Origin of the sequence: Cupriavidus sp. P-10 (genome assembly GCF_003402535.2) — a bacterium.
In the GTDB taxonomy this organism is placed as follows: Bacteria; Pseudomonadota; Gammaproteobacteria; order Burkholderiales; family Burkholderiaceae; genus Cupriavidus.
This window is the reverse complement of sequence record NZ_AP025172.1, coordinates 1,071,348-1,084,630: the sequence shown is the minus strand read 5'-3', so window position 1 is coordinate 1,084,630 and position 13,283 is coordinate 1,071,348. Positions and strand designations below refer to the sequence as shown.

11 protein-coding genes and 1 pseudogene are annotated in these 13,283 nt (G+C 58.3%); 11 read left to right on the top strand and 1 reads right to left on the bottom strand.

All coding sequences use genetic code 11. From position 1 onward, the window contains the following. Positions 1-107: 107 nt before the first annotated feature. A pseudogene (locus tag CTP10_RS41445) lies at positions 108-433 on the top strand (Tn3 family transposase); the annotation flags it as partial. Between the two features lie 85 nt (positions 434-518). Next, complete coding sequence (locus CTP10_RS41440) at positions 519-701, top strand: hypothetical protein (protein ID WP_442875249.1); 183 nt, start codon at positions 519-521, stop codon at positions 699-701. Between the two features lie 181 nt (positions 702-882). Here CTP10_RS41440 and CTP10_RS34935 read toward each other — a convergent pair whose 3' ends face one another. Next, positions 883-1,908 carry an AraC family transcriptional regulator ligand-binding domain-containing protein gene (locus tag CTP10_RS34935; protein WP_116322794.1) on the bottom strand — a complete coding sequence of 342 codons (1,026 nt, stop codon included), beginning with the start codon at positions 1,906-1,908 and terminating at the stop codon, positions 883-885. Positions 1,909-2,679: 771 nt separating this feature from the next. Between CTP10_RS34935 and CTP10_RS34930 the strand changes: the two genes are divergently transcribed. The 9 genes from CTP10_RS34930 to CTP10_RS34890 all read left to right on the top strand — a co-directional run bounded on the left by CTP10_RS34930 (position 2,680) and on the right by CTP10_RS34890 (position 13,195). Then, positions 2,680-3,681, top strand: coding sequence for an MDR family oxidoreductase (locus CTP10_RS34930; protein ID WP_116322763.1), 1,002 nt, complete (start codon positions 2,680-2,682; stop codon positions 3,679-3,681). 43 nt (positions 3,682-3,724) lie between these two features. Beyond that, the gene (locus tag CTP10_RS34925; RefSeq protein WP_116322764.1) at positions 3,725-4,555 is read left to right on the top strand and encodes an enoyl-CoA hydratase/isomerase family protein; all 831 of its coding nucleotides are present in this window, start codon (positions 3,725-3,727) and stop codon (positions 4,553-4,555) included. A 41-nt stretch (positions 4,556-4,596) separates the two neighbouring features. Beyond that, a complete protein-coding gene (locus tag CTP10_RS34920; RefSeq protein ID WP_116322765.1) occupies positions 4,597-6,210 on the top strand; it encodes a long-chain-fatty-acid--CoA ligase in 1,614 nt (537 codons plus the stop codon). 76 nt (positions 6,211-6,286) lie between these two features. After that, entirely contained in the window at positions 6,287-6,838 is a 552-nt protein-coding gene (locus tag CTP10_RS34915; protein ID WP_116322766.1) for an OsmC family protein, read from the top strand. Positions 6,839-7,340: 502 nt separating this feature from the next. After that, positions 7,341-8,636 carry a TIGR00366 family protein gene (locus tag CTP10_RS34910; RefSeq protein WP_233528362.1) on the top strand — a complete coding sequence of 432 codons (1,296 nt, stop codon included), beginning with the start codon at positions 7,341-7,343 and terminating at the stop codon, positions 8,634-8,636. 130 nt (positions 8,637-8,766) lie between these two features. Continuing rightward, positions 8,767-10,269 carry a class I adenylate-forming enzyme family protein gene (locus CTP10_RS34905; protein WP_158577734.1) on the top strand — a complete coding sequence of 501 codons (1,503 nt, stop codon included), beginning with the start codon at positions 8,767-8,769 and terminating at the stop codon, positions 10,267-10,269. A gap of 29 nt (positions 10,270-10,298) precedes the next feature. Further along, positions 10,299-11,129: an enoyl-CoA hydratase/isomerase family protein gene (locus CTP10_RS34900; protein WP_116322769.1), complete on the top strand. Its 831-nt coding sequence runs from the start codon at positions 10,299-10,301 to the stop codon at positions 11,127-11,129. Next, on the top strand, positions 11,126-12,319 hold the full coding sequence (locus CTP10_RS34895; RefSeq protein ID WP_116322770.1) for an MFS transporter: 1,194 nt from the start codon (positions 11,126-11,128) through the stop codon (positions 12,317-12,319). The genes CTP10_RS34900 and CTP10_RS34895 overlap by 4 nt, the downstream gene beginning before the upstream one ends. A gap of 162 nt (positions 12,320-12,481) precedes the next feature. Beyond that, on the top strand, positions 12,482-13,195 hold the full coding sequence (locus CTP10_RS34890) for a TetR/AcrR family transcriptional regulator (RefSeq protein WP_233528363.1): 714 nt from the start codon (positions 12,482-12,484) through the stop codon (positions 13,193-13,195). The last annotated feature ends 88 nt before the right edge of the window (positions 13,196-13,283 follow it).

Sequence of the window (13,283 nt, the reverse complement as noted above, 5' to 3'; positions counted from 1 at the left end):
TTGCCGTGACCTGACCTACTTGAACGGCATCCAGCTGATGCCGCGCATCCGCAGTTTGGAAGGATCTCCGCTTCTACAAGGCGGAGAAGGGCGGCCGCTACAAGCACATCGACCGTCTGTTCAGCGATGTCATTGATTGGCAGCTGATCCGCAACCACTGGAAAGATCTGATGCAGGTGGCAATTTCGATCCAGAGCGGCCGGGTCATGTCACCAATGCTGCTTCGCAAGCTGAGCCACGAGGGCCGTCACAACCGGCTGTTTGCGGCGGCGCGTGAGCTCGGTCGCGTGCTGCGCACAGTCTACCTGCTGCGCTGGATCTCGCAGAAGGAATGCGACAGGAAGTTACGGCGACGACCAACAAGATCGAGTCGTATCACGCCTTCACCAAGTGGCTCGACTTTGGCGGCGACGTCATTACCGAAAACGATCTGAACGAGCAGCAGAAGCGCGTGCGCTATATTGATCTGGTGGCCTCGGCCGTGATTCTGCAAGAACACTGTCGACATGATGCGGATCATGCAAGAACTCCACGCTGCCGGCAAACCGGTCTCCGCGGCCGATGTCGCCTTCATGAGCCCGTATGGGACGACCGGGGTCAAGCGGTTCGGAAACTACCACCTCGATCTGCGGATCGTCACGATGCTGCAAGGCTGGCTGCGTCAGATCGAACCGCTGGAGCAATTGGCACCATGCAATTAGCGCATAAAAAACGCGTTCTTTATTACTTTTTGGATTGCGTGTCATTTCCGGCTTTATCCCGGCTTGACCCCTATTGCAGGATGGGGGCGACGTCGCCGGACATGTGACGACGAGTTGTTGTTCCCCCCGCAGTGAGCTTTTGCTTTGGCATCGTCGCCGCCCTCCTTACATCACTCTTGCTCTAACGCAATTGCTGTTGGGCGCTTCTATAGGTGCCTGGCGTCATTCCGGTCCAGTGGCGAAAGGCTCGGTGGAACACGGCGGGCGTACTAAAGCCCAAAGCGTATGAAATCTCTGCCAACGAGACATCCCTGCGAGCCAAGTTCAGCATGGCTAAGTCCCTGCGCAACTCATCCTTGATGCCTTGGAAGGACAGATCCTCGTCTTGCAACCTGCGTATCAGTGTACGCTCTGACATGTGCAGTTGGTGCGCAACCTCGCTCAGGGTGCGACGCAAATCGGCGTACAGCAACTCACGCACTTTCAGTCGGAGCGCATGCTCGTGAAAGGAAGTGAAAATCCAATCGCGTGGGGCTCTTTCCAGGAAGGCGCGAACGTCAGCAGCACTCCGTCCTGGCCGAACTTTTCCCAACTCGGGGTGGAACGAGATTCGGGAGATGTCCCCCTCAAACTCAATCGGTGCGGGAAAGAGAATCGAGTAGTCGGCCGCAAAGGACGGGCGCGGAAATGCAAAGACTACTTTGTGCACGGGGACCTCATGACCAACGAGCCATGAGACTATGCCGTGTGTGAGTTTGAGCATCAAGGCATGTCCGAACCGATTCGCGACCGTATCTGGCGAGAGGGGAATCAACTCCATGCATATAGTGCTCTCACCTTGAGCAAGGTTTAGCTGATAGTCGTCCAGCAGCAGATTCCAGACCTGGGTGAACCGGTACAGCGCCACGCTAATCGTCGGGGCATCCAGCACCGCACGGACAATGTACTTCAACGCGCCTGCACGGATGGGACGGCTCCACAGTCCCATCATTTCGTCACCGGTTGCCGCGGCCACTTCCTTGTAGAGGTTGACCAGTTGGTCATGCGTTAGCCGTGAGGCTGGATGGTCAACGAACTCCTTGACGATGCCAGCCCGCTTCAGGCACTCGTCCAGAACGCGATTCGGGTACACAGCCCGCAGACTTGCAAGCAAGTCCTGGACAAGGTCCAGCGAGACTGTCGCCGTTTGCAAGTTTGCGGGGACCATATCCACCGCTTCTTCCTTAGATGGAAGACTCGCGATGTCGGTCGTAGCGATGGCCATACATGTCTCGAAGAAGCGGGTTGGGATGTTCGGGAGCGTCCGGTGACGCGCGAACGCGGGTCAGTGGCGCCTCTGGGAGCTTCGCCTGGTCGGATTTCGCACGCCGGCCCGTCCTATGATGCAACGTACACCTCCGCATTTCTGCCCCAAGAGTTTACCCTAGGCCCGCCAGCAGCAGGTTTCCATCGTGGCAGTTTTTGCATATCGGACGTCGCTATTAGCGATTGGGCAGCGATGGAGGTCAGCGTATAAAGTGACGGAAGTGGACGAAGGGTTGATGGCGGAAGTCACGCCTCCGGGGAAGCCTTGTCACGGAGAGGAGACTTGTTAATCCGTCGTTGTGTGGGACGGAGTGGTAAGTAGAGCTAGGTCAGGAAGCCCCAGCCCGCAAAACAGGTGTGGCGATATTTGCATCTCCTGGCAGCCCTGGTTCAACAGAAGAGGTCGCGTAAACCCGAAGCCTGCTTTGCCTTGACGGGATGGTGGTGGGCTCATATAGTTGACTGGCTGTCTAGAAAGATTCCTGCGCAAGACGAAAATTGGGGAGCACATAGACAGGCCTAGGACGCAATTGCTGGCCACCGCATTATGTTAATAGTTGACTGGCCATCTAGTGACGTTTGTGTGGTCTGGGTGCTCGGTGAAGCAACGTCGCATTTGAAATCCCGCCATGCGCGCCGCCTCTGGTGGCGTCAACAACCGAAGGAAATCCATATGTCAATCGAACAGTTCCGCGCCCTGGTTCTTCGGGAAGAAGAGAAGAAAACCAAAGCTGCCATTGAGACACTAGGTCTGGAGGCGCTGCCCGACGAAGACACCCTCGTGCAGATTGACTATTCGACGCTCAATTTCAAGGACGCGCTCGCCGTCACGGGGCGCGGAAAAATCGTCAAATCGTGGCCGCTGGTGCCGGGTATCGACTTCGCCGGGACCGTGGTTGAGTCGTCCAATCCGCACTTCAAAGCTGGGACGAAAGTTGTTCTGACCGGCTGGAGCGTGGGTGAGAAGTATTGGGGGGGCTATTCGCAGTTCCAGCGAGTCAAGAGCGACTGGCTCGTGCCTCTGCCTGAGGGACTTAGCACCCGCCAGGCCATGATGGTCGGTACCGCGGGCTTCACGGGCATGCTGTGCGTTAATGCTCTGGAGCGCGCCGGCGTGAGTCCGAAGAGTGGTCCCGTGTTGGTCACGGGTGCAGCGGGCGGTGTGGGTAGTGTTGCCGTCGCCATCCTGAAGAAGCTCGGTTACACCGTGACTGCGTTGACGGGTGACCCGGCAAAACACGATTACGTTGCGACCCTGGGCGCGGCGGATTTCGCAGATGGCGCGCAATGGGCGGAGTCTCCGCGTCCCTTGGAAGGCCAGCGCTGGGCGGCGGCTATCGACACGGTGGGCTCCAAGGTTCTGGCGCGAGTCCTCGCAGAAATGAACTACGGCGGTGTAGTCGCAGCATGCGGCCTGGCTGGTGGTGCGGACCTGCCTACCACCGTCATGCCCTTCATCCTGCGCAATGTAAATCTGATTGGCGTGGACTCGGTAATGTTGCCCACGCCAGAGCGCATCATGACCTGGAAGAGGGTTGTGTACGACCTCCCGATGCAGATGCTGGAAGGCATCACCGCGACCACTGTTTCGCTTGACGAGGTGAAGAGCGCCTCTGAGCGGATGCTCGATGGGAAGTTGAAAGGCCGAGTCCTGGTCGACGTGAATGCCAAGTAACCACGCATAAGCGAACTCGTACCAAATCAAAAAGGAGACTGAAATGAGTGAAGCCGTTGTTAAGGTAGAACTGCGAGGCCCTGCCGCGTGGGTGACGATTAATCGTCCGAGCAAGCTGAATGCGCTGTCGTCGGAAGTGGTCAAGACGATGACGAACACCATTCGTGAACTCGAGGCTAACGACGAAGTTCGCGTCATCGTTATCACTGGCGAAGGAAAGAACTTCTCGGTGGGGTATGACATTGCCGAGGAAGTGGAAGCCGGTATTGCACGCCCCGAAGATTGGCACGGTGCGCTGACCAGGAACGTTGGCCTTTCGATGGCAGTGTGGTCCGTGACGAAGCCGACCATCGCCGCTGTGGATGGATGGTGCCTGGCTGGCGCATGTGAGCTCGCGATGGCCTGCGACATGATTATCGCGACGGACCGGTCGAACTTCGGTGAGCCGGAAATTCGCTTCGGGTCCGGCCCGGTCACGCTGCTCATGCCTTTCCTGATTGGCCAAAAGAAGACGAACGAACTGCTTCTGACTGGCGATGTCGTCACGGCCGCGGAAGCTGAGCGCCTTGGTCTGGTCAATCGAGTGACCAAGCCTGAGGACCTGCAGGCGACGGTGACTCGTCTTGCTGAGCGCATCAGCATCACTCCTCCCATCACCCTGAAGCTGACGAAGATTGCACTGACGCGGGCCTATGAAGCCATGGGGCTGCGGAATGCTGTCAACGTGAACCTCGACCTGGCGGCAACCTTGAATGCGGCGTATTCGCCGGAGAAGGCGGAGTTCGGCGAGCGCGTGAAGAACGATGGGCTGCGCAGTGCGCTCAACTGGCGCGATTCCCGCTACGGGAAGCTCGAAGCTGATTCGAAAGAGTAAGAGGACGCGCTTAAGCTTCCTTCGTGGAACGGAGAATCAATATGCAATCCACGATGCAGGCGCAACAGCTCGGCGTCCCCCTGCTGTTGCGCCACATCCAGCGCGTCACCGGCCGCTCCCGGGTGTACACCCCGGAAAAGGTCGAAGGCGTACCGTTTGCAGTTATCGCTGAGAGAGCCGGCCGTCTCGCCAGTGCTTTGGGCGCGCTCGGCTGCTCAGCAGATGCTGTGGTGGGCACACTGTGTGCGGCAACGCAAGAACACCTGGAGGCGTATCTGGGAGTCCCGGGGTCTGGGAGGGTACTCCATACGATTAACGTCCGGCTGCATGATGACCAAGTCGAGTACGTGATTAATCACGGCGGAGATGAGGTTATCGTTTGCGACGCTGCGCACAGTGTGCGCCTTCTTCGAATCCTTCCGAAGTGTTTGGCTGTCAAGGTAGTCATTCTTGTGGGTTCCATCCCCGAGGGACTTCCCAAGGTCCCTGGTGTCACCGTACGCAACTACGAGGATTTGCTCGCAAAGGCGACTCCTCAGGTTGAATGGGCCGACGTGAAGGAGGATAAGGCGGCAATCGTCTGCTACACCGGTGGCACCACTGGCATGCCGAAGGGTGTCGCATACAGTCATCGCTCGCTTTGGCTGCAGGCAATGTCTTTGTGTACGGCCAATTCGCTGGCCCTCGGAGCGACGACACGCATCCTTCCAGCTGTTCCCCTCTACCACGTTAATGGTTGGGGTATTCCCTTCGCAGCACTGATGGCCGGCTCGGAGATGGTGCTTCCGGGTCAGTCCCTGCATGCCAAAGACCTGCTCGGACTTATCGAACGGCACGCGCCGACCTTGGCGGCAGGCGTACCCACCATCTGGGCGGACGTGCTGGAGCTGGTTCGTTCGCGGGGCGGGCGGAACTTGGGGGCTATCAAAGCCATCAGCTGCGGGGGCGCCCAAGTGCCGACCACGCTGGCGTCCGCTTATGCGGAGATGGGCATCGACATGCACCAGGCTTGGGGAATGACCGAGACGTCATCGATGTCTGCAATCTGCAAGGCGCCACCGTGGGCAACGTCCGACGCGGAGCGGGCTCGCTATCGTGCAACGCAAGGCCGTGTTGTCTGCGGCCTGGAGGTCCGCGTTGCTGAGCTTGGCGGTGGTCCTCTTCCCAATGACGGCCAGACGGTAGGCGAAATCCAGATTCGTGGTCCCTGGGTCACCGCAAGCTACCTGGGTAGCGATGACCGCGAGAACTTCGACGGCGACTGGCTGCGTACGGGCGACCTTGGAACCTTGGATGCGGATGGCTACGTGTGCCTTTCCGACCGCGCGAAGGATGCCATCAAGTCCGGCGGGGAATGGATTCCGTCCCTTGCCCTTGAGGAGGCCATCAGGTCGCACCCTTCCATCGATGACGTGGCAGTTGTTGCGGTGGAAGACCCCCGATGGCAAGAGCGTCCGGCAGCGGTAATTGTTCTCAAGTCCGGCGTCACGGCGAACTCTGAAGAACTGTCCAGCTGGCTGCAAACAGTGGTTGCTCGTTGGTGGGTGCCAAGCCAGTGGGTAGTCACGGAAGTACTTCCCCGCACTTCGGTGGGAAAAATCGACAAGAAGCGCATCCGTCAGATGCTGAGTCAAGGCGAATTTGCAAGTTGCTAGCGGGGTGCTGAGTGCGTAGCTCCCGAGCTACGCACGAACGAGCGCCTTCTTTTTCAAATCTTCACGGAGAATACCCATGAGCAATCAACCCTATCTGGACCCCAAAGCCCTTTCCGAAACGGTAGCCGCTGTACGCGAGAACCCGAAGCTCGGGAAAGTTACCTTCTCGCTGGAAAGCACGTCCAACGGTGCCCTGCGCATGCAATCGCAAACCGGCGCATTGCGTCAGGCTGGCGAGGCCGACAAGAGCCGTCAAGGCAAATTCAGTCTTCAGACGGACGAGCCGGTTTCTCTGCTGGGCACCGACCAGGCTGTCAGCCCGGCGGAGTATGTGCTACAGGGACTCGCTGGTTGCTACGGCGTTACGCTGGCCGCTTGCGCTGCAACCCGCGGAATCCAAATCAAGCGAATCGACCTTGACCTCGAGTTCGACATCGACCTGGTCGGCTTCCTTGGCATTGACAAGTCTGTGCGCCCCGGCGCTCAGGAAATCAAGGTGAAGGTGCGCCTCGATTGCCCCGAAGCATCGCAAGCACAGCAGCAGGAACTCATCGCGGCGCTGGAGGCAGCATCGCCAATCCGCGACACGCTCGCGAACCCGGTGAAGGTTACGACGCTGCTCGCATAACTCGAACCGAGAAGCCGGCGGGCCAGGTATCGCCATTCCCCTGGCCCGCAAAGCTTCTCTTCAACTCCCGAGTCTGAGCGAATCACAGTTCGCGGTGCGAGCTAAGTAAAAAAGAATAATTCAGGAGACAAACATGTACGTGAAAGCAGGGGATTACCCGGCAGCGCAGAGGCGCAACGAGTTGGTCGATGCATTGGCTGCCTCCCGCTGATGTAAGCCTTTCCTTACGGGCATAGGGATTGTCAGATAGCCCGATTACTAGAGTGAAAAATGCCTTTTGGCGGCATTCTTTTTCACAAAAACTAGATGACCAGTCAACTTGTAAATTCGGCGCGCCTGCCAAATCGCAGGCACCGATGTCTACTGCGCTAACCGGAGACAAGCGATGGCCTTTTCCGATTCGAACTCACCCGCCGGGATACCCACAGATTCTGAGGCGATTGTTGGAGGTAGCTTCATTCGGCGTCTAAGCCGACTATGCGTGCGCCTGGTAGAGCAGGTCATGCCCGACCCGTATGTCATTGCTGTGCTGCTCACTGCGGTGACTTGCGTGTTGGCTTATGCAATCGCTCCTAAGGGCACCGTCCCCGAAATCCTCACCGGCTGGTACGACGGTGTCTTCAAGATTGCCAGCTTCGCCTTTCTTGTCGCTCTGACTTTGGTTACCGGGCATGCGTTGTCCACTTCAAAACCGGTGGCAAAATTGCTGTCTGCAACCGCAGATAGGGCTACTACTCCTGCGGGCGCGATGGTCCTGACGTTCTTCGTCTCCTTGATTAGCACCCTGTTGAACTGGGCGTTTGGGCTGGTGGTCACGGCGCTGTTCGCCCGAGAGGTTGCCAAGCGAGTTCGAGTTGATTTCGCCTGGCTGGTGGCGGCGGCATACGCAGGGTGGTCGTTCTACGTGTGTGGCATTTCGAGTTCCATTGCGCTGCTGAGCGCAAGTAATGGTTCTCCGATGAATATCATCGAGAAGCTCACCGGCAAGGTGCTTCCGATGAAGGATTTTCTGTTCTCGCCGCTTAACTACATCCCCCTTCTGGTGCTTGCGGTTCTCATCCCGCTCGTCTTCTGGCTGATGATGCCCAGCGCGAAGGAAGCCGTGCCGGCAGACCCGGAGAAGCTGAAGAGGGAAGACACCATCGCCGCGGACCCCCCGGCACCGAAGTCCATCGCTGGCTGGTTGAACCACAGCCGGCTGGTCAACCTCCTGCTTGTGGGCGTTGGTGCATGGTATATCGGCATGAAGGCAGCGAGCGGTTCCTTCAAGCTCGACCTCAACATGCTTGTACTGATTTTCCTGCTGCTGGGACTGCTGATGCACGGGTCGTCACATGCATACCTTAAGGCTGTCAACAATGCCGCTCGGGTTGCCGGCCCGATTCTGCTGCAGTTCCCCCTGTATGGTGGGATTATGGGAATCATGACCGCTACCGGTCTGGCGGACTGGATGTCGGAAATCTTTGTCCAGTACTCCTCGACTAATACGCTGTCGTTCTGGACGTTCATGTCCTCCCTCATCGTCAGCGTATTCGTGCCAAGTGCTGGCGGACACTGGGTTGTGCAAGCTCCCTTTGCCGTCCCGGCAGCGACCAGCCTGGGCGTGCCGCCGGCGGCTGTAGCCATCGCGGTTGCACTGGGCGAGGGTGCTGCGGACATGATTCAGCCAATGTGGGCAATCCCGCTGCTTGCCATTGCTGGCGTCGGTCTCGGGCGCGTCATGGGATACACGCTCATCATCTTCTTTGTCATGTGTGCTGTAATGGGCGGTGTGCTACTCGCGCTTCCGCACGGCTAATCCGCACTCGGACTACTTGTATCTCTCTGGCGTGGGCCTCGGGTTGCATAGGCGACGGAAACCTTGCTACGGGTTGTTCCTGCGACGCGACCTGAGGTCCCAACAGAAACTCATCGAATCGGTGAATATAGTGGACAGAAATCTCGCAACCAGTCTCGAGAAAGCCGCACTCGCATACGGTGACCGTATTGCGCTGTGTGGTGAGGGATACAATCTCACCTATGCGCAGTTTCTGGCGCGCTCTCGCGAGGTAGCTACACAACTACGCGAAGTCGGAATCGAGGCACACGACCCAGTAATGGTGAAGTGCTCAAACCATCCACTGGATTTCGTTGCATTCTTCGGAGTTTGGATGGCCGGAGGGGTTGTCGCACCGGTTCATCGCACCACACCTGAAGCGGTAACGGCAGCCATGCAAGGTAAGGCGAAGTGCCGCTTTGCGTTGGACCTCCTTTCCGACAGCGATAGCCTCGTCAACTTGTGGCGAGACGGCGAGGCACCCCATGCAGACGAAAGCCGGGGAGAGACGCTTCGGGATGGGGCGCTGATTATCTTCACGTCGGGCTCGACTGGGCTGCCAAAGGCTGCCGTGCTTTCGCACACTGCTTTCTCTGGGAAGCTCGACCAAAACCAGCGGCAGTTCTCTCTGTCACCCGAGACAGTGACCATGCTGGTGCTGAACAATACTTTCAGTTTTGGCATCTGGGTGGCGCTGCTGACTCTGTTGGCTGGCGGCCGGTTGGCAACACAGGCGCGATTCTCGCCGGCTGAGTTCCTCGACGCGCTGGCGCGCGAGCGAGTCTCCTTTCTAGGTGTCGTGCCAACCATGGTGCGAGCAACGTTTAGCGCCCTAACGGATGAGCAGCTTGCACACGCGAAAGCCCGCCTACAGGATGTAGGACGTTTGAACGCCATGGTCATTGGCGGCGAGCCGCTCGGGAAAGACCTTTCGGTAGCGCTGCGTGCCTTTATTCAGCCCGCATCTCTCTATGATGTCTACGGCCTGACGGAAACATCAACAAGCGACTTTGTTCTCGAGCCCAGGGACTATCAGTCGCACGAGGGAACCATTGGCAAGCCGTTCCCGGGTATTTCGTTCCGCGTCGTTAGCAGCGAAGGGGAGGGCGCCGAAGGTGCTCCGGGCGAACTACAGCTAATGAGCCCCTACCTGATGAACGGCTATCTCGGCGACGAGGAACTCACGGCCGCAGCTTTCGAGGACGGTTGGTTCCGTACCGGTGACCTGGCAATTCGTCACGACGACGGATTCATATCCATCGTTGGCCGCTTGAAGGACGTTATCGTCCGCGGCGGAAACAAAGTAACGCCGGTCGAGGTGGAGCGCGCGCTGACCAGTTGCACCGGCATCGCAGCTGCCCTGGTAACGGGCACCACTGACCCAGTGATGGGCCAGCGAATCCAGGCACTGTTGATACCCAAAGCAGGCGTCAACCTTGATGCAAGGGTGATGCGAAGCGAGCTCACATGTCTGCTTGAGAAGTTCAAGCATCCCGACATTTGCTACGTCGGTACGGAATTGCCAACGGGACGTACTGGCAAGGTCGACCGTGGCCAACTCTCTAAATGGCTGGCAACTCAGCCCGTCCAGCAACTTCCCTTCTGGAACGCCTGAAAGGGTCCTTCTACTACGCCACGAACATCATGAACTCTACCGGTCAGTTCGAATCAATCCAGGTTGAAGTAAGCGATAGCGGTGTCGCTCACTTGATGCTCAATCGACCACAACGGCTCAACGCACTGTCCAAAAGCATGCTGCTTGAAATCTGCGACGCGATGACGCAGTTTGAGGGTGACCAGCGCGTGCGAGTGATTGTCCTTAGCGGAGCCGGCAACGGATTCTCCTCTGGCTTCGACTTGAAGGACCAAATGGAGCGACGGCCGAAGGGGCCTCAGGTCTGGAGGGAAATCCTGGACCTGGATTTTACCGCGACGATGAAGTTCTGGCGTAGTACAAAACCAACCATCGCGGCGGTGCATGGTCCGTGCGTGGCCGGCGCCTTTGAGATGGCGCTGGCTTGCGACATGACCATCGCCGCGGAGGACTCGTTCTTTGGTGAGCCTGAGTTGCGGTTCGGCGCCGGCATCGTCACGATGCTGCTGCCGTGGATGACGTCGCCAAAGCATGCCAAGCGAATCATTCTCAGCGGCCAGGACCGGGTCAGCGCAAAGCTGGCGATGGAAATGGGCTTGGTCAGCGAGGTTACGCCCCCTGGTGAGCATCTCGATTGCGCTTTGCGAATCGCGCGAAACATCGCACGGATGGACCCTGATCTGGTCCAGCAGACCAAGAAGGCTATTCAACGGACATATGACATCCAGGGGTTGGAGGCTGCTCTGGCAACAGCTCTGGACATAGACCACGCGATTGAATCTCACGGCTCACCGGACAAGGTGCAGTTCATGGACATCGCCCGTAGCGGTGGACTGAAGGCTGCCTTGGAGTGGCGCGCTCAGCGCTTCGAAGAAGAATGACACGCCTTTCTCAGTATCCGATTGCGGCAATTGTCATTGCCCAGCTCCTGGGGACGTCCCTCTGGTTCAGCCCCAACAGCGCCGCGGATGATTTGGTACGCGCTTGGTCGTTGTCAACATCGCAGTTGGGGCAACTGACGAGCGCGGTGCAGATTGGCTTCATCGTCGGGACGCTTCTCCTGTCGACGTCGGGCCTTGCGGACCGCTTCCAGGCGAGCCGAATCTTCGCCGTTTCTTGTCTGCTGGGCGCTGCCTTCAATGCGTTGTTCGCGCTGACGCCTCTCTCATTCCATCAAGCTCTTCTTTCCAGATGCGCTGTAGGCGTCTGCCTTGCCGGCATCTATCCCCTTGGGATGAAGATGGTCATCTCTTGGTCGAAGGCAAATGCTGGCCATACGCTTGGCTTGTTGGTGGCGATGCTCACCATGGGAACGGCGCTGCCGCACGGTGTCCGCGCGTTGGGCGGGGGATGGTCTTGGCAAGCGGTTGTTTTGACGTCGTCAGCGCTCGCCGTTTTGGGTGGGGCAATCATCGCATTGCTCGGTGATGGGCCGTATCTGACCCGCAGTCAGGGCGTGCGCAAGTCATCCTGGGGGCAGGCAATCACGGTCTTTCGTGACCCGACGTTCCGGTCTTCCGCCATCGGCTATTTTGGTCACATGTGGGAGCTCTACGCGTTCTGGACCGCTGTGCCCTTCCTTGTGGCAGAAGTCATGACGGAGGCCTCACGGGAGATGTCCGCCCTTGTCGCGTTTTCCATCATCGCCTCCGGCGCATTCGGTTGTATTGCGGCAGGGAGAATGAGCCAGCGGGTCGGCAGTGCCCGTGTTGCAGTCGTGGCATTAGCGACGTCTGGCGGAATGTGCCTGATTTATCCCATCGTGGCTGCTCATGCAAGTGCGTCATTGTGCATTGCGGTCCTGCTGGTATGGGGGGTGGCTGTCATCGCTGATTCTGCGCAGTTCTCAGCCATCTCAGGTCGGGCTTGCCCGCCGCACCTGGTGGGAAGCGCATTTGCCATTCAGAACAGCATTGGCTTCCTCATCACCGTGCTGCCCATCAACTTAGTGACAGCAAACATCGGCAGTCTCGGGGCCAACGTAGCTTGGCTGCTGCTGCCGGGGCCGATAGTGGGGTTGGTGTTTTTTCGAGGGTTGCTCTCGCTGCAAGTGACCAAACAATTGGGGTAGGTCCCAACATGGGAGAAGCCGCTCGGCAGTAGGCAGGCGTGATCGCGCGGAACCGGCAGTCCGGGTACTAGTTGACCAGTCAGCCAACTTTCACTATCATGATTTCGTTAAGTTGCCATGCCTGCGTCCTGTGCGCGCAGTGCAGTGAGATAGGGGAATCCTTTGACTGAGAAATCGAAAGGAATGGAGAAACCGGTACGCGCAAGGCGCGACGCGAACAAGCGCGAGGATTTGGTGCGCATCGGGGTCGCGGTATTCACCGAGAAGGGTTTTCACAATACCCCAATCGATGAGCTTGTCGCTGCGGCTGGTGTGCCGAAGGGTTCGTTTGCCTACTACTTCGGTAGCAAGGATGCCTACACGCTGACCGTCATCGAGCGTTACGCGGAATACTTCAACAAGAAGCTCGACCGAATTCTTTCCGATGTGACGGTCGAACCGATAGAAAGAATCGAAGCCTTTATGGATGAGGCGACGGCCGGTATGGAGCGCTTCGAATTTCGGCGAGGTTGCCTCGTAGGCAACCTTGGCCAGGAGCTAGCGGCGCTCGATGAAGCCTTTCGACAAGCCTTACTGGCAACCGTCCGCGGCTGGCAACGTCGCATCCAGGTTTGCTTGGAGGAGGCGCAGCATGCCGGTCAACTCTCCGAGAAAGCAGACGTCGAAGGCCTGTCTCGACTGTTCTGGTATGCGTGGGAGGGGGCGGTGCTCGGCGCCAAGCTCGAAAAATCTCGGGCCCCTTTAGATGCTGTGAGCCAGGCCTTCATCGGACAGTTGCGGGCGCTCCGCCCAAATTCGATTGATCAATCCTTGAGCATCTCGCCTGCCAACAAACGTGCACCTCGCAAGCGCGCCGGAGTACCTCGAGCTGCCTGAGAGGGTTCCCTTGTTCCATTCCTGGGCCGTGAGTCCGCGAGCGTAAGGCCTGAGTGGAAGCACCACGCAATACCAGCATCACGACTTG

Coding starts and splice junctions, on each gene's coding strand:
- CTP10_RS34920 (WP_116322765.1), top strand. CDS start 4,597: ATGCAATCCACGATGCAGGCGCAACAGCTCGGCGTCCCCCTGCTGTTG.
- CTP10_RS41440 (WP_442875249.1), top strand. CDS start 519: ATGCAAGAACTCCACGCTGCCGGCAAACCGGTCTCCGCGGCCGATGTC.
- CTP10_RS34900 (WP_116322769.1), top strand. CDS start 10,299: ATGAACTCTACCGGTCAGTTCGAATCAATCCAGGTTGAAGTAAGCGAT.
- CTP10_RS34925 (WP_116322764.1), top strand. CDS start 3,725: ATGAGTGAAGCCGTTGTTAAGGTAGAACTGCGAGGCCCTGCCGCGTGG.
- CTP10_RS34895 (WP_116322770.1), top strand. CDS start 11,126: ATGACACGCCTTTCTCAGTATCCGATTGCGGCAATTGTCATTGCCCAG.
- CTP10_RS34915 (WP_116322766.1), top strand. CDS start 6,287: ATGAGCAATCAACCCTATCTGGACCCCAAAGCCCTTTCCGAAACGGTA.
- CTP10_RS34935 (WP_116322794.1), bottom strand. CDS start 1,908: ATGGTCCCCGCAAACTTGCAAACGGCGACAGTCTCGCTGGACCTTGTC.
- CTP10_RS34930 (WP_116322763.1), top strand. CDS start 2,680: ATGTCAATCGAACAGTTCCGCGCCCTGGTTCTTCGGGAAGAAGAGAAG.
- CTP10_RS34910 (WP_233528362.1), top strand. CDS start 7,341: ATGCCCGACCCGTATGTCATTGCTGTGCTGCTCACTGCGGTGACTTGC.